Consider the following 15,554-nt stretch of genomic DNA (forward strand, 5'->3'; position numbering starts at 1 on the left):
CGCTAAGCTGCGCGCCTGATTTCGCCCGCCCGCGCCAAGATGTCCACGCTTCCCATGCCCTGGCTGCTCGCTCTCGCGATCCCGATCGCCCTGCTGGTCGACCGCTGGTTCGGCGAGCCACCGGCCGCCGTGCATCCCGTGGTCGGCATGGGCCGCTTCCTGGCGCTCTTCGGCGACCGGCTGTGCGCGATGTCGCCCAAGGCCGCCTTCCTCGGCGGCGCGCTCGCCTGGACGATCGGCCTCGTCCTCGCCGCCCTCACCGCCTGGGCCATCGAGCACACCATCATCGCGGGCCTGGAACCGTGGCTCGGCGGCTGGCGCCTGGGCGCCGCGGCGCTGCTGCTGGGACTCGCGCTCAAGCCGATGCTGGCCTGGCGCATGCTGCGCGACGAAGTCGGCGCCGTCGAGACCGCGCTGGCGCGCTCGCTCGACGACGGCCGCACCCGTCTGTCCCGCCTCGTCAGCCGCGACACGCGTGCGCTCTCGCCGGTGCAGGTGCGCGAGACCGCCATCGAGACGCTGGCCGAGAACCTCAACGATTCGGTCGTGGCGCCGCTGTTCTGGTTCATGGTCGCTGGACTGCCCGGCGCGGCCGCCTACCGCTTCGCCAACACCGCCGATGCGATGTGGGGTTATCGCGGTCGCTGGGAATGGGCCGGCAAATGGGCCGCGCGCGCCGACGACCTGCTGTCCTGGATCCCCGCGCGGCTGACCGGCCTGGCCCTCATCGCGCTGCGGCCGGCGCTGCTCGCGTCCCTGCGGCGCGAAGCCGCCCGCACGCCCTCGCCCAACGGCGGCTGGCCCATGGGCGCGATGGCCTTGCGGCTCGACCGGCTGCTGAGCAAACCCGGCCACTACACCCTGAACCCGTCCGGCACGCCGGTGGTCGCCGGCGACATCGGCGCCGCCCAGCGCCTCGCGGCCGGCGCGCTGCTGGGCCTGGCGGCGCTGCTGGCGCTCGGCGCCGCGGCGCTGCGCGGCGCGTTCGCGCCGGGCCTCGGCCTGGTCCTGATCCTCGGAGGCCCGCGATGAGCCGCTTCCCCCTGCCGCTGCACGGCGGCACCGACGCCGGCCCGCCCGTGCGCCACGATTTCTCCACCAACGCCCATCCGCTCGGCCCGCCGCCGGCCGCGCTCGACGTGGTGCTGCGCGCGGACCGGCTGCGTTATCCCGATCCCGCCTACACGGCGCTACGCGCGCGCCTGGGCGACTGGCACGGCGTCGACGCCGACCGCGTGCTGCCGGCCTCCGGCGGCTCGGAAGCGATCCGCCGCCTGACGCTGGCCGCGATGCTGTCCGGCGTGACCCGCGTGTGCGTGCCGCAGCCCGGCTTCGGCGACTACGCCGCCGCCGCGCACGCGCTGGGCCTGCAGGTGTGCGGCTACGAGGACGCCTTCCAGCTTGCCGACACGCTGACCCTGCCGTCGCTGGTCTGGGTCTGCGATCCCAACAACCCCACCGGCGCCAGCTTCGGCGCGGCCGAATGGACCGCGGTCGCGCTCGCGCTCGGCCACAGCGGCTCGCAACTCGTCGTCGACCAAGCCTACGGCGCGCTGCGCCTGGGGGACGGCTGCGCCCTGCCGCAGGCCATCGCCGACGGCGCCTGGCGCCTGGTCTGTCCCAACAAGGCGCTGGGCATGACCGGCGTGCGCGGCGCCTACCTGCTCGGGCCGCGCGACGGCCTCTGGGTCGACCGCGTCGCGGAGCTGGCGCCCAGCTGGGTGCTGTCGGCCGAAGGCCAGGCGCTGCTCGAGGCCTGGACCACGCCGGCGATCCGCGACGAGCTCGAGGCCTCGCTGCCGCTGCTGCGCGAGTGGCGCGCCGCGCAGTGGGACCGGATGGCGGCGCTGGGCTTCGACCAGATCGACGGCGGCGTCGCCAACTTCTGGCTCGCGGCGCTGCCGGCGCCCTGGCTTGCGACGCCGGAGCCGCTGCTCGAAGGCCTGCGGGCGCTGGGGATCAAGCTCCGCGACGCCAGCTCCTTCGGCCTGCCGGGCCTGGTGCGGGTGTCGGTGCAGGCGCCGGAGGCCGTCGACGCGCTGGCGGCGGCGATGCAGACCTTCGGCGGACATCGGGCGCGGCCCGCGGCGCCCTCGGTGCACGGCGCGTTCGACACGACCGTGCCGGTGGAGACCTCGCAATGAGCAGCAGCGACAACGATCGCCCCCGCGCGACCACCGGCCGCGGCCGCGCGGTGATGGTGCTGGGCACCACCAGCGGCGCCGGCAAGAGCTTCCTCACCACCGCGCTGTGCCGCTGGTATGCGCGCCAGGGGCTGCGCGTCGCGCCGTACAAGGCGCAGAACATGAGCAACAACGCGCGCGTCGTGCCCGGCCTCGGCGGCCGGCAGGGCGAGATCGGCGCCGCGCAGTACTTCCAGGCGCTGGCCGCCCGCGCGCGGCCGGAGGTGCGCATGAATCCGGTGCTGCTCAAGCCGGAGAAGGACACGGCCTCGCAGGTGGTGGTGCTGGGGGAGGTCGACGAGGCGCTGAGCCGCGCGCCCTGGCGCGAGCGCAGCGAGGCGCTCTGGCTCCGCGCGCGCGGCGCGTTGCACGCGCTGCTGGACGAGAACGACGTGGTCGTCATCGAAGGCGCCGGCTCGCCCGCCGAGATCAACCTGCACAGCAGCGACTACGTCAACATGCGCACCGCCCGCGAGGCCGGCGCGGCCTGCCTGCTGGTGACCGACATCGACCGCGGCGGCGCCTTCGCGCACCTGTACGGCACGCACCAGCTGCTGCCGGCCGAGGAGCGGGCGCTGATCCGCGGCTTCGTGCTGAACCGCTTCCGCGGCGATGCCTCGCTGCTGTCGCCGGGACCGGAGATGCTGGCGCAGCTGACCGGCGTGCCGACGCTCGCGACGCTGCCGATGTGGCGCGGCCACGGGCTGCCGGAGGAGGACGGCGTCTTCGACGACCGCGCCACCGGCGGCACTGGCGGCGGCCGCGCGCTGCGCATCGCGGTGGTCGCTTATCCGCGCCTGTCCAACCTGGACGAGTTCCAGCCGCTGCGCAACCTCGCCGACGTGCGGCTGAGCTGGGCCCGCTCGCCGGCAGAGCTCGACGGCGTGGACTGGATCGTGCTGCCGGGCTCGAAGGCGGTGGCGGCGGACCTGGCCTGGCTGCGCGCGCAGCGGCTGGACGTGGCGATCGCGGCGCACGCGGCGGCCGGCCGGCCGGTGCTGGGCATCTGCGGCGGCCTGCAGATGCTGGGCGAGGCGCTGGTCGACCCGCATGGCCTGGACGGCAACGCGCCGGGCCTGGGGCTGCTGCCGCTGGTGACGCTGTTCGAGCGCGACAAGCTGCTGCGCGAGAGCAGTTGCCGCTTCGCGCCCGAGTTGGCGGCGCCGTGGTCGGCGCTCGGCGGACAGCCGGCGCGCGGCTACGAGATCCATCACGGCCGCACCGCGCAACACCCGGCCCTGCCCGAGGCGCGGCCGGTGCTGTTCGACGAGCTCGGCGAACCGGTCGGCTGGCAGCACGGGCCGGTGCTCGGCCATTACCTGCACGGCCTCTTCGAGGACGAGCGGGTCCTGGCCGCGCTGTTCGACCGGCCGGTCCGCCCGCTCGACCGCGTCTTCGACGAGCTGGCCGACTACGTCGATCGCCACTTCGAACCCGGCGCGCTGGCGGGGCTGCTGTCGCCGACGCCATCGTCCGCGTCGCCACCCCCGCGCACATCGACGCCGGCGGCGTCATCGTCGCCGTCCTCGTCCACGCTGCCCGACTCGTCGCCCTCGTCGCTCCCGTCGACGCCGCCGCCCGCGGCTTCACGCTGAGCGACGCGCCCCTCTTCCTTGACGTCACAAGAAGTCCGCATGACCACGCAAGACCTGATTCCCACGATCCCTTCGCTGCACGACGACGCGCTGGCCGCGGCGCTGCGCCACCGCATCGACCGCAAGACCAAGCCGCTGGGCTCGCTGGGCCGGCTGGAGGCGCTGATGCTGCGCCTGGGCCTGATCCTGGGCACCGAGCAGCCGCGGCTGGTCGATCCGCAGCTGATGGTCTTCGCGGCCGACCACGGGTTGGCGGCGCACGGCATCTCGGCCTATCCGCCGGACGTGACCTGGCAGATGGTGGAGAACTTCCTGGCGGGCGGCGCGGCGGTGTCGGTGCTGGCGCGCCAGCACGGGCTGCAGCTGAGCATCGTTGACGCCGGCGTGCGCCATGTCTTCGAGCCCCGGCCGGGCCTGCTGATCGCGAAGATCGGCATGGGCAGCCGCGACATGCTGGACGGCCCGGCGATGACGACGGACGAATGCGCCACCGCGATCGCGGCGGGCAAGACGCTGCTGCAGAAGCGCCCAGGCAATGTGCTGCTGCTGGGCGAGATGGGCATCGGCAACACCTCGTCGGCGGCGCTGCTGCTGTCGCGGCTGGGCGGGCATGCGCTGGCGGCCTGCGTCGGTCGCGGCACGGGCCTGGACGACTCGCAGCTACGCCACAAGATGGAGGTGCTGACGCGCGCCCTGGACAAGCATCCGCGCGCGACCGAGCCGCTGACGGCGCTGGCCGCGCTGGGCGGCCTGGAGATCGCGATGATGGTCGGCGCGGTGCTGCAGGCGGCGCAGGAGCGCCGCGTGATCGTGGTGGACGGCTTCATCACCGGCGCGGCGGTGCTGGTGGCCTCGGCGCTGCAGCCGGCGGTGCTGGAGCGCTGCGTCTTCGCGCACCGCTCCAACGAGCAGGGCCATCGGCTGATGCTGGACACGCTGCAGGCCGAGCCGCTGCTGGACCTGGGCCTGCGCCTGGGCGAGGGCTCCGGCGCGGCGCTGGCCTGGCCGCTGCTGGCGTCGGCCTGCCGCCTGCTCGGCGAGATGGCGAGCTTCGACTCGGCGGGGGTGAGTGACAGGGCGTGAGTGACAGGGCATGAGCGCCGCGGCCGGTATCCTCGCCTCTCCGCATCCCGCCCGACGCCCATGCCCGATACCGACCGCTCCCTGCTCGACACCCTCCGCGCGCTGGAGGTCGAGCTGCACCACCCCGGCGTGCGCTGCAGCGCCGAGCGGCTCTCCCAGCTGCTGCATCCCGACTTCCACGAGGTCGGCCGCTCCGGTCGCCAGTACGACCGGCCGACGATCATCGCGTGGCTGGCCGACGACCATGAGCCGCCCAAGGTCGTGCCGGACGACTTCCGCCTCGCGCCGATCTCGCCGGAAGCGGCGCTGCTGACCTACCGCTCGGCGCATCGCCAGGAGGACGGGACGCTGGTCCACCACACGCTGCGGTCCTCGCTGTGGCTGAAGACCGCCGACGGCTGGCAGATGCGCTACCACCAGGGCACGCCGGCGGCGCAGCCCTGGTAAGGGCGCCACTTGGCCGCGAGGCCGCGAGACCCCGAGGCGGCAAAGCCCGAAGGCTCGTGACGACGCCAACTTCCGCGCGCGACACGCCGGCCGCAGGGAGATTGCGGACCTCCCCCGACGCGATGGAATAATCGCCAGCCCCGCCAGCCAACATGAGTGAGCCAGCCGTCGCCTGTCACAAGGACCGCTCCTCATGTCCCGACCGCCCCTGGCGCGCCCCTCGCGGGCGCTGGCGCTGAGCCTGTTCGCCGGCACGTCCGCGTGGGCCGCCGCCGACACCGCGCTCGCCGATCCCCTTTCCCCCCCTCATTCCCTGCTCGCCGCGCCGGGTGCGGCCGCCGTGCTGGCCTCGGTCGTCGGCCTGGCCGCCGCGATCGCGCTCTACCGCGCCAGCAGCCATCAGCGGCTCTGGCCCCGCAGCGCGCGGCCGCGCCGCTGGCGCTGCGCCGCGCTCGCGCTGCTCGTGGTCGCCACGCTGCTGGCCGTCCCCGCGCTCGGCGTCACCGCCGCGTTCTCGGTCGCGCTCAGCGCCGCGATGCTGGGCGCGGTCGCCCTGCCTTTCGTCAACGCGTGGCGCGTCCACGTCCAGGGAGGCAGCGATGTGGGCTAGATCCCTCGCCGCGGGCCTGCTCGGCCTGCCGCTGACCGTCGGCGTGGTGGGCCTGGCCGCGCTGCTGTGGCCCGGCCCGCTGCGCGACCACACCCTGGTGCTGCTGGTCTGCGCCTGCCCGGTCTGGGTCGGCGCGCTGGCCCTGCCCTTCCAGCTGCGCAGCGCGACGCGCGCCTGGATCGTCATGACCGCGATCACCGCGCTGTGCTTCGCGGCGATCCACGGACTCAAGTTCATCGGCTGGGTGCGCATCGCATGAACGCCAAGACCCTCAAGACCTGGCTCTCGGTGCACAGCGGCATCGGCATCGCCGCCGGCCTGCTGCTGTTCATCGCCTTCTACGCCGGCGCGCTGACGCTGTTCCATCACGAGATCGAGGAATGGTCCGCCGCCGCCGAGCCGCCGGCCGGACCGCCGCCCACGCTGGCCGACGCGCAGCGGCTGCTGGACGGCGTGCTCGCGCAGGCGCCGAAGATGGCCGCCGACATCCGCCTGCAGCTGCCCCACGACGGCCACGGCCTGCGCGCCTACGGCCAGGATCCCGCGACGAAGACCTGGCGATCGTTCGAGCTCGGCGCCGACGGCCAGCCCCGCGAGCAGCGGGAGCGCGGCGAGCTCGGCGAGTTCATCTACCGCCTGCACTACACCGTCGGCATTCCCGGCGCCTGGGGCACCTACACGATGGGCGTGGTGTCGCTGCTCTACGGCCTGGCGCTGGTCAGCGGGCTGGTGATCTACCTGCCGGTGCTGGCGCGCGATCTCTTCGCGCTGCGCTGGGGCCGCAACCTGAAGCGGCTCTGGCAGGACGCGCACAACGCCGTCGGGCTGCTCTCCCTGCCTTTCCACATCGTCTTCGCCTGGAGCGGCGCGGTGCTGTGCATCGGCACGCTGCTGCTGGCGCCGTTCCAGTTCCTGGTCTTCGAGGGCAAGCTGCTGGCGCTGATCGGCCCGCAGGCCGGCTTCTCGCGGCCGGTCCAGGCCAGCGGCACGCCGGCATCGCCGCTGAACGTGGAGCAACTGGTCGCCGCGGCCACCCGGGCGGCGCCCGGACTGGAAGTCGAACGCCTGCACATCCGCCATCACGGCGACGCCGCCGCGCAGGTGGAAGCCGACGGCGTCGTGCACGAACGCCACCTCAGCGGGGCCACGCGCGTGGAGCTGTCCGGCACTACTGGCGCGCTGCTGCATCCGGTCCAGCGGCCCACGAGCTACGGCAGCGGCACCGCCCTGCTGCGCGGCTTGCAGACCCTGCATTACGGCGACTTCGGCGGACTGGCGCTGCGCTGGGTGTACTTCGTGCTGGCGCTCGCCGGCGCCTTCCTCTTCTACAGCGGCAACCTGCTGTGGGTCGAATCGCGCCGCAAGCACCAGCAGGCGGCCCAGCCGCGCCGCGCCAGCGTGATGGCGCGGCTGACGCTGGGCGTGGCGCTGGGCTGCATCGCGGGCATCTCGGCGCTGTTCGTCGGCACCCGGGTGCTGGGGCCGGACCGTTTCGCCGACGCGGTGCAGCCGGTCTACTTCGCGGTGCTGGCCCTGTGCGTGCTCTGGGCGCTGGTTCGCCCGCTGCCGAAGGCAGCCTTCGAGCTGTGCGTCGCCGCGGCCGCGCTCACCGGCTGCATCGCGCTGGCGGATGCCGCGATGCTCGGCCCGCGCCTGCTGCACGGCGATCTGCTGCTGTGGACCGTCGACCTGACGGCGCTGCTCGGCGCCGCGCTGCTGCTCCTGCTGGCCCGCGCGACGCGGCATCGCGCCCGCAACGGCGCGCCGCACAGCGTGTGGGCGCTCGGCGCATGAGCGCATGAGCATCTGAGCGCGCGGCCGGCATCGGCATCGGCGTGAGGGCCGGGCCGGGGCCGGGGCCGGCTCGGGCAGCCGACGACCGGGCTACTTCGAGTAGCCCGTGTCCTTGATGAACACCGACCGCCGCTCCGGGCCGCTGAAGGCGAACAGCACGCGCTGCTGCTCGCCGTTGTCGCGCTCGACGACCATCGCCCAGCGCTCGAGCCGGTAGCGTCCGGTGAAATCGGCCCCGTTGCGGCGCTGCGTCGTCCCGCCGCCGGCGCCGGCGCCGACGGCGCTCACCGATGAGGTCCCCGTGCTGCCGCCGCGCGAGTAGGACGTCGTCGCCATGCCGGTCACGCCGGCCGCGGCGGCCATCGAGCCGGTGCCGAACACCGCGCGGCCGCTCTGCTCGAACTGGCCGTCGCCATGGAAGTGGAAGCGGTTCTGCGAGCTGCTGCCGCCCAGGATCGAGTACCACGAGTGGGTGAAGGTGCCGTCCACCCGCTGCCCCGCCTCGGCGGGCTGCGCCGGCCGGCCCTGCACGGTGCGCCAGTCCTTGTCGTCGTGGTCGCGGATCTGCCACTCGCTGCCCTGGCGGCGCCATTGGATGACGCGCTCGGGCTGGAAGCGGCGCGCGCCGGCCATGTCGAGCTCGTCGGGCGGCAGGTCCAGCCGCTGGTAGCCGCTGCCGTCCTTGAGCAGCAGGTGCACGTGCTCGACCAGGCTCTCGCCACTGGGCTGGTACCAGGTCCAGAGCAGGAAGGCGATGTCCTTGTCCGCGACGCCCTTGCCCGGCGCGGCCCGGATCGCGCGCTCGGCGGCGGCGCGGCGTTCCAGCGTGGCGCTGCGCTCCGCCTCCTCGCGCCGGCGGCGGTCGTCGCCGGCCAGCGCGCGCAGCGTCGACCACAGCTCGTTGGACTTGCCCGTGATGGACTTCAGGCCGTCGCCGTAGCGCTGCAGCAGCGCCTCCTCCTGCGAGAACGCGATGCGCAGCCATTCGACCTTGCCGTCGCGCGGCGGGCGCATGTAGACCTGGGTCTCGACGGCGGCGCCCGCCACCGTCACCACGCAGCTCTGCACCACGATGCCGGCGGTCAGCGTCTCGGGCGCGCGGCAGGCGGGCTGGCCGCTCGCGCCCAGCCCGCGCAGCGGCTCACGGATGCGCGCGAAGGCGTCCAGGCCCTGGGCGCGCCCGACCTCCAGCGGCGGCGCCGCCCACAACTGCATCACCTTGCCCGGCGGCAGGTCGGCCGGCTGCAGCAGCAGCCCGTCATCGACCACGCGCATCGTCCAGCCGGTCGGGGCGTCGTACGCGCGGACGGGCGAGGCGAGCACGAGGAACATCAGCCCCACCAATGACAGCGGTGGCGTCGATGGCATCGACTGAACCCGCGGCACTCGCGGTATGCGCGGCATCCACGACATCAGGCAACGGCGGAAGGCATCCAGGCGCATGACGATCCTGCGGCAATGAGGAGCGCGCAGTGTCACGGCGATGCGTCCGTCCGCCTCTCCCCAGCCCTAGGGAGTGCCAGAAATGCAAAGCGGGCCCTGAGGCCCGCCGGAGTTCCTCGAGCGACGCTCGCGGATCAGATGGAGTAACCCAGCAGCATCGCCACGCCGGCTTCCTTGTTGGGACGCTTGAAGCCGTCGCGGGTCAGGCGGTTCATCGGGATCGACAGCGACGAGGTCTGGAACCACTTGGCGTAGAGCTGGTCGATCTCGCCGCTGGCGTAGATGCGGCTCAGCACGCGGTCCACGATCGAGCCGAGGCGGGTGTCGCCCTTGCGCATCATGATCCCGTAGGGCTCGACCGAGAACGCCATGCCGCCCAGGCTCAGGCTGTCCTGCGCCTTCTCCTTCGAGGTCAGGCCCAGCAGCAGCGCGTCGTCCTGCGCGAACGCGCGGGCCTTGCCCTCGCGCAGCGCCTTGAAGGCGTCGCCGTTGCTGGCGTACTGCACCAGCTGCATCTTGGCTTCACCCGACTTGTTCAGCTGGTTGAACAGCTTCTCCGACGTGGTGCCCTTGGTCAGCGCGATCGTCATGCCGTCCAGGTCCTTGGTCGTCTCGACCCGGGTGCCGTTGGGCAGCAGCACCCGCATGCCGGCGACGAAGACGGTGTAGCTGAAGTCGACCTGCTCCTGCCGCGCCTTGGTGTTGGTCGTGGAGCCGCACTCCAGGTCGATGTCGCCCTTCTGCAGCTTGGGGATGCGGTCGGCGCCCGAGACGACGACGTACTCGACCTTCAGCTCGGGCAGCTTGAGTTCCTTCTTGATCTCGTCGACGGCCGCCAGGCACAGCTCGACGGTGTAGCCCTGGCCCTGCTTCTGCTCGTTGACGAAGGAGAACGGACGGGACGTCTCGCGCACGCCCAGCGTGATCGTGCGGGTCTCCTTGATGCGGGCCATCGTGTCGATGGTGGAGCCGGCGGCGCTGGCCGACAGCGACGTCAGCGCGGCGGCGGACATGACAAGGACGCCGCTCAGGCGCCGGATCGCGGAGGACATGGTCGAAGTTCGGGTCGGTGAAAACCCTGAATTCTAGGGATGCGTCCTCACCGAAGCGTCACCAGCCACCGCCGCTCGACCACCGGTTCCCTACCGCCCAGGCGCAAGCCGAACCCTTCCGTGAAATCAATCACGGGTCGATAACCGGACTCACCGTGAAGGCGCCGTCAAGGGCGCGCCGCCTGCCGGCTGGCCGCGCACCAGCTGGCGCATCAGCAGCGCGGCCACCAGCGTCGATCCGATCACGACGTAGCCCACCTGGCCGAAGTCCTGGACGTGGCCGTCCGGCCCGATGTGGACGATGTGGCCCGCCACCAGCGAGGCCACCCCGCCGGCGAGCTGCTGCAGCGCCGAATTGATCGCGTTGAACGAGCCGCGCTGCTCCGGCGCGGGCACGCCGGCGAGGGTCGCCTGGGCCGGGATCATGCGCGAGAAGATGCCCACGAACATCACCACGTTCACCAGGATCAGCAGCCACAGCGGCGACGGGCCCAGGTGGGTGTAGACCGCGACCGTGGCGATGGTGATCGCGCAGCCGGCGTAGAACACCGGCATCGTGCCGACGCGGTCGGCCATGCGGCCGATCAGCGGCGAGAACACCAGCGTGCACAGGCCGGTCACCAGGTAGATCACCGGCAGGTGGTCCAGCGGGATGCCGACGTTGTGCACCACGAAGGCGCTGGCGAAGGGCATCAGCATGAAGCCGCCCGTCGTCAGCAGCGCGGTCAGCGCGAAGGCCAGCTGCTGGCGCGACACCCGCACCGTCTGCAGCAGGTGCCGCCCGGCGCTGTGCCGGCCGGTGCCGGCTGCGCCGAGGTGCGCATTGACCGGCTGCAGCCGGGTCGCGATCACCAGCGCGGCGAGCAGCCCGAACAGCACGATCGCGATGAACGGCGCATGCCAGTCGAAGCGCGAGGCCAGGAAGATCGAGAACGGCAGCCCCAGCACCTGGCTGGCCGCGAAGCCGCCCTGCAGCAGGCCCATCACGCGGCCGCGCTGCGCGGGCGGGAACAGGTCGGCGGTGATGGCCATGACGATGGAGCCGATGACGCCGCCGAACAGGCCGGTGACGATGCGCGCCGCCAGCAGCGACACGAAGCTGGTGGCCAGCCCGCACCACAGCGTGCCCAGCAGGAAGCCGCCGAAGAAGAACAGCAGCAGCCGCTTGCGGTCGAAGCGGTCGGCGAAGCCGGCGGTCAGCAGGCCGGCGATGCCGGCGCTGAAGGCGTAGGCCGAGACGGCCGTGCCGAACTCGCCGGCGCTCATCCGCAGTGCCGGCATGATCATCACGCCCAGCGGGGACATGATCATGAAGTCCAGCACGACGGCGAATTGCAGCAGCGCCATCAGGCCGGCGGCCAGGCGCTGGTAGGGCGTGAAGGGCTGCATCGCGGCGGGTGGGGCCGCGGATGTCGCCGTGGATGTCGCGGCGGGTGTCGCGGCAGGTGTCGCGGCGGGTGTGCCGGCGGGAGCGGATTGGTGGTCGGGCATGGGGCGCGATTCTGCGCACGGCCTGTCCCGACTGCGTAAAGACATGGCGTAAAGACATCGCCGGCATCCGGAGATTGCCGCGGGCCGGCGGACGTCAACCCCCTTTTCACCAGAAACAGGGGATGAATCGCGGTGGCACGAGGTCTAGACTGGCGCCACGCCGGCAAGGTGGTGCCGCGCATCGACGCACGACAGTGCGCGCGCGGCGGCCGGCAGGGCCAGGGAGCGGTTCTCTTCGGGGCGTTCGATGCCGAGCCGGGAAGCGCTTCTCCGCATCATCGAGATCCACAGCCAGGTCGCCCAGCTGGGACTGGACCTGGCGGGCGTGATGTCGCTGTCGGTCCACGGCACGCTGGAGCTCGTCGACGCCGACGGCGCCGCGATCGAACTGGCCGAGGGCGAGGACCTGGTCTACCGCGCCGTCGCCGGCGCCGCCTCCCACCAGCTGGGCGTGCGGGTGCGGCGCGACGGCAGCCTCTCCGGCACCTGCCTGCGCCAGGGCATCCCGCTGATCTGCGAGGACGTCGAATCCGACAGCCGGGTCGACCTCGAGGCCTGCCGCCGCGTCGGCCTGCGCTCGATGGTCGTGCTGCCGCTGTCGCACCAGGGCACGCCGGTGGGCGTACTCAAGGCCTTCTCCGCCCGCACCCGCAACTTCGGCAACCGCGAGGTGGAGGTGCTCTCGCTGATGTCCAAGGTGCTGGGCGCCGCGATGTACTGGGCCACGCGCTACGGCCGCGACGACCTCTTCCACCGCGCCACCCATGACGACATGACCGGCCTGGCCAACCGCTCCCTGTTCATGGACCGGCTGCGGCACGCGACCGCGGAGGTCGAGCGCGGCGATCCGCCGATCGCCGTGCTGCTGCTGGACATGGACGGCCTGAAGCTCATCAACGACAGCCTCGGCCATGCCGCCGGCGACGCCGCGCTGATCGAGTTCAGCCGCCGTCTGGCCATGGCCACGCGGGAGTCGGACACGGTCGCGCGGCTGGGCGGCGACGAGTTCGCCGTGCTGCTGACCCACGCGGGCTCGGCCACGACGCTGGCGACCACGCTGGACCGCATCCAGACGGCCGTCGAGGGGCCCTTCGCCTACCTGGACCGCGTGCTGCGGCTGCGCGCCAGCATGGGGGCCTCGCGCTGCCCGGAGGACTGGCGCGATGCGACGGCGCTGATGGAGTGCGCCGACATGCGGATGTACGAGGCCAAGCGCACCCGCCAGGGCCGCGACCGCACCGGGCCCGTGCCGCTGGACCCGCCCTGCTGACCGCGCGCTGGCGGCGGGGCGCCGCGTCGAGCGCCGAAACCGTGCGGGCGGTCACGCGGCGCGCCGCGCCCGCGTGCATGTCCGCATTCCCTTGTCGCGGCCGCTGCTGATAATGCCGGCACATCAAGAGCCCGCAGGGAGGGACCGATGACCGACATGGTGTTCGCCGACGAGCTGCCGGAACCGGGGGAGGAGAGCCGGACCCGCGTGCTCGATCCGTGGGTGGTGATGATCGTCGACGACGATCCCGCCGTGCACCAGGTCACGCAGCTGGTGATGGCGGACTTCGAGTTCGCCGGGCGCCGGCTCCAGTTCCTGAATGCCTACAGCGGCAGCGAGGCGCGCGAGGTGCTGCGCGACCGCCACGACATCGCGCTGATCCTGCTGGACGTGGTGATGGAGTCGGAGCACGCCGGGCTGGACGTCGCGCGCTTCATCCGCGAGGAGCTGCGCAACACGCAGGTGCGCATCGTGCTGCGCACCGGACAGCCGGGCCAGGCGCCCGAAGAGCATGTCATCAAGACCTACGACATCAACGACTACAAGGAGAAGACGGAGCTGACCAAGCGCAAGCTGATCACCGTCTTCTACTCGGCGCTGCGTTCCTACCGGGACATCGTGATCCTGTCGCAGTCGCGCGCGGCGCTGCGGCGCTCGATCGATGCGATCACGCAGATCCACGACTCGAGCAACCTGCGCCACTTCGCCTCGGCGCTGCTGGAACAGGTCGGCCACATGCTGGGTTACCAGGCGCAGGGCCTGTGCGCGAGCCGCATGTACGCGGCCTCGCATGCCGAGGGCCGGCTGCAGGTGCTGGCCGCCACCTCCGAGTACCAGGGCCTGCTGGCCGGCAACCGCCTCACCGACCTGCCGCCCGACGTGCGCGACGCGCTGGACCAGGCGCTGGTCACGCGCGAGAGCCGCTTCGAGGACGGGCGCTTCATCGGCTACTACCAGACGCACTCGGGCAACGAGAGCCTGCTGTACATGGTGCTGTCGGATCCCATCGACGACGAAGGGCGCGAGATGCTGGACATCTTCTGCGCCAACGTCGCGATCGCCTACGAGGGGCTGCTGGCACGGGATCGGGCGCGCTGAAGCGGCCTATCATCGCGGCCGCTTTCCCGGCATTCCGGGGGTCCGCGGTTCCGTGTCCATGCATCAGCTTCGCCTCTTCTTCATCGCCCTGCAGTTCTTCACCCGCGTGCCGGTGCCGCGCTGGGTCGGCTTCGAGCCGGCCTGGCTGCAGCAGTGCGCGCGCTACTTCCCGCTGGTCGGCGCGGTGGTGGGCGGCTGCTCGGCGCTGGTGCTGTGGGGCGCGATGCAGCTGTTCCCGGCCACGGTGTCGGTGGGGCTGGCGATGGCCGCCAGCGTCTGGCTGACCGGCGGTTTCCATGAGGACGGGCTCGCCGACAGCTGCGACGCGCTCGGCGGCGCGGTGTCGCGGGAGAAGGCGCTGGCCATCATGAAGGACTCGCGCATCGGCAGCTATGGCGCGCTGGGGCTGATCCTGGTGCTGGGCCTGAAGGCGGCGGTGCTGCTGGGCCTGGCGGACACCGATCCGGCGCTGGCGGCGCTGGCGATCGTGTGGGCGCATGTGGCGTCGCGCGCGGCGCCGGTCTGGCTGCTGCATGCGCTGCCCTATGCCGGCGATGCCGACCACGCCAAGGCCAAGCCGCTGGCGACGCAGATCAGCGGCCCGGGCCTGGGCATCGCGCTGGGCCTGGTGGTGCTGGCGACGGCCGTCGGCGCCTGGCTGACGCCGGAGAACGTGCCGCTGATGCTGGGCGCGGTGGTGGTGGCGGCGGGGCTGACCTTCTACATGCAGTCGATGCTCGAGCGCCGCCTGCACGGCTACACCGGCGACACGCTGGGCGCGACGCAGCAGGTCGTGGAGCTGGGCGCGCTGCTGGCCTTCCTGGCGCTGGCGCCGCTGTTCCCGGTGGACTGACGATGGGCGGCGGTGTCGACGCCAACGCCCGTGCTGGCGTCCAGGCGCGTGCGCAGGCGCAAGCCCATGCCTATTCCGATGCCTATTCCCATGCCCAGGCCCGCGCCGACGGGGCCGTCGTTGTCTGGCGGCATCCCCGTCCGGAAGGCGCGAGCGGCCTGTGCGTCGGCGCGCGCTGCGACCTGCCCGTGGCGCGGCGTCGGGCCAAGCGCCTCGCGCGGCGCATCCAGGCCCATGCGCGGCGACACCGGTTGCCGCATGAGGTGTGGACCTCGCCGCTGCGGCGCTGTGCCGACGTCGGTCGATGGCTGAAGCGCTGGGGCTGGCGGCATCGGGTGGATGCGGTGCTCGCGGAACTCGACTTCGGTGAATGGGATGGCCGGCCGTGGGCCGGGATCCCGAAGGCGGAGATCGACGCCTGGGTCGCGGACTTCGCGCGCTACGCGCCGGCAGGCGGCGAGACGCTGGTCGCGCTGCTGGCTCGCGCGTCGGGCTGGTCGGGCGGTGCGCTGGTTGTCAGCCATGGTGGCTGGATGCTGGCGCGGCGCTGGTCCATGGCGCATCCCGGAGCACTGCCGCGTGCCGATCAATGGCCACGACCGCCGGCCTACGGCGAGCGCTGGGCGCTCTGAGCG

At 72.6% G+C, this 15,554-nt stretch carries 14 protein-coding genes and 1 pseudogene; 12 read left to right on the forward strand and 3 right to left on the reverse strand.

Annotated elements, in window-relative coordinates; translation table 11 throughout:
* The first annotated feature begins 39 nt into the window (after positions 1-39).
* The 8 genes and pseudogenes from cbiB to ACTJKJ_RS17255 all read left to right on the forward strand — a co-directional run bounded on the left by cbiB (position 40) and on the right by ACTJKJ_RS17255 (position 7,712).
* A complete protein-coding gene (gene cbiB / locus ACTJKJ_RS17220; protein ID WP_440821192.1) occupies positions 40-1,032 on the forward strand; it encodes an adenosylcobinamide-phosphate synthase CbiB in 993 nt (330 codons plus the stop codon).
* Positions 1,029-2,144, forward strand: coding sequence for a pyridoxal phosphate-dependent aminotransferase (locus ACTJKJ_RS17225; RefSeq protein WP_440821193.1), 1,116 nt, complete (start codon positions 1,029-1,031; stop codon positions 2,142-2,144). Before cbiB ends, ACTJKJ_RS17225 begins: the two co-directional genes overlap by 4 nt.
* A pseudogene (locus ACTJKJ_RS17230) lies at positions 2,141-3,643 on the forward strand (cobyric acid synthase); the annotation flags it as partial. The gene ACTJKJ_RS17225 and the pseudogene ACTJKJ_RS17230, both read left to right, overlap by 4 nt.
* A gap of 174 nt (positions 3,644-3,817) precedes the next feature.
* Entirely contained in the window at positions 3,818-4,861 is a 1,044-nt protein-coding gene (gene cobT, locus ACTJKJ_RS17235) for a nicotinate-nucleotide--dimethylbenzimidazole phosphoribosyltransferase (RefSeq protein ID WP_440821194.1), read from the forward strand.
* 60 nt (positions 4,862-4,921) lie between these two features.
* The gene (locus ACTJKJ_RS17240) at positions 4,922-5,308 is read left to right on the forward strand and encodes a nuclear transport factor 2 family protein (RefSeq protein ID WP_091721282.1); all 387 of its coding nucleotides are present in this window, start codon (positions 4,922-4,924) and stop codon (positions 5,306-5,308) included.
* Positions 5,309-5,501: 193 nt separating this feature from the next.
* Positions 5,502-5,918 (forward strand): hypothetical protein, encoded by a 417-nt coding sequence (locus tag ACTJKJ_RS17245; protein WP_440821195.1) that lies wholly within the window; start codon positions 5,502-5,504, stop codon positions 5,916-5,918.
* A complete protein-coding gene (locus tag ACTJKJ_RS17250) occupies positions 5,908-6,177 on the forward strand; it encodes a hypothetical protein (protein ID WP_440821196.1) in 270 nt (89 codons plus the stop codon). Before ACTJKJ_RS17245 ends, ACTJKJ_RS17250 begins: the two co-directional genes overlap by 11 nt.
* Positions 6,174-7,712, forward strand: coding sequence for a PepSY-associated TM helix domain-containing protein (locus ACTJKJ_RS17255; protein WP_440821197.1), 1,539 nt, complete (start codon positions 6,174-6,176; stop codon positions 7,710-7,712). Before ACTJKJ_RS17250 ends, ACTJKJ_RS17255 begins: the two co-directional genes overlap by 4 nt.
* A gap of 90 nt (positions 7,713-7,802) precedes the next feature.
* Here the strand turns inward: ACTJKJ_RS17255 and ACTJKJ_RS17260 are convergent, their stop codons facing one another.
* The 3 genes from ACTJKJ_RS17260 to ACTJKJ_RS17270 form a co-directional block, all read right to left on the reverse strand.
* The gene (locus tag ACTJKJ_RS17260) at positions 7,803-9,044 is read right to left on the reverse strand and encodes a hypothetical protein (protein WP_440821198.1); all 1,242 of its coding nucleotides are present in this window, start codon (positions 9,042-9,044) and stop codon (positions 7,803-7,805) included.
* Positions 9,045-9,289: 245 nt separating this feature from the next.
* Positions 9,290-10,207: an amino acid ABC transporter substrate-binding protein gene (locus tag ACTJKJ_RS17265; RefSeq protein WP_147241510.1), complete on the reverse strand. Its 918-nt coding sequence runs from the start codon at positions 10,205-10,207 to the stop codon at positions 9,290-9,292.
* A gap of 150 nt (positions 10,208-10,357) precedes the next feature.
* Positions 10,358-11,698: an MFS transporter gene (locus tag ACTJKJ_RS17270; protein ID WP_343607557.1), complete on the reverse strand. Its 1,341-nt coding sequence runs from the start codon at positions 11,696-11,698 to the stop codon at positions 10,358-10,360.
* 247 nt (positions 11,699-11,945) lie between these two features.
* Between ACTJKJ_RS17270 and ACTJKJ_RS17275 the strand changes: the two genes are divergently transcribed.
* From ACTJKJ_RS17275 to ACTJKJ_RS17290, 4 genes are all read left to right on the forward strand, one after another.
* Positions 11,946-12,968, forward strand: coding sequence for a sensor domain-containing diguanylate cyclase (locus tag ACTJKJ_RS17275; protein ID WP_091721260.1), 1,023 nt, complete (start codon positions 11,946-11,948; stop codon positions 12,966-12,968).
* 147 nt (positions 12,969-13,115) lie between these two features.
* Complete coding sequence (locus tag ACTJKJ_RS17280; protein ID WP_440821199.1) at positions 13,116-14,066, forward strand: DUF3369 domain-containing protein; 951 nt, start codon at positions 13,116-13,118, stop codon at positions 14,064-14,066.
* A 58-nt stretch (positions 14,067-14,124) separates the two neighbouring features.
* The gene (locus ACTJKJ_RS17285; protein ID WP_183489506.1) at positions 14,125-14,919 is read left to right on the forward strand and encodes an adenosylcobinamide-GDP ribazoletransferase; all 795 of its coding nucleotides are present in this window, start codon (positions 14,125-14,127) and stop codon (positions 14,917-14,919) included.
* Positions 14,920-14,921: 2 nt separating this feature from the next.
* Complete coding sequence (locus ACTJKJ_RS17290; protein ID WP_440821200.1) at positions 14,922-15,551, forward strand: histidine phosphatase family protein; 630 nt, start codon at positions 14,922-14,924, stop codon at positions 15,549-15,551.
* Positions 15,552-15,554: the final 3 nt, after the last annotated feature.

Source organism: Roseateles sp. 22389, assembly GCF_052044995.1.
In the GTDB taxonomy this organism is placed as follows: domain Bacteria; phylum Pseudomonadota; class Gammaproteobacteria; order Burkholderiales; family Burkholderiaceae_C; genus Roseateles.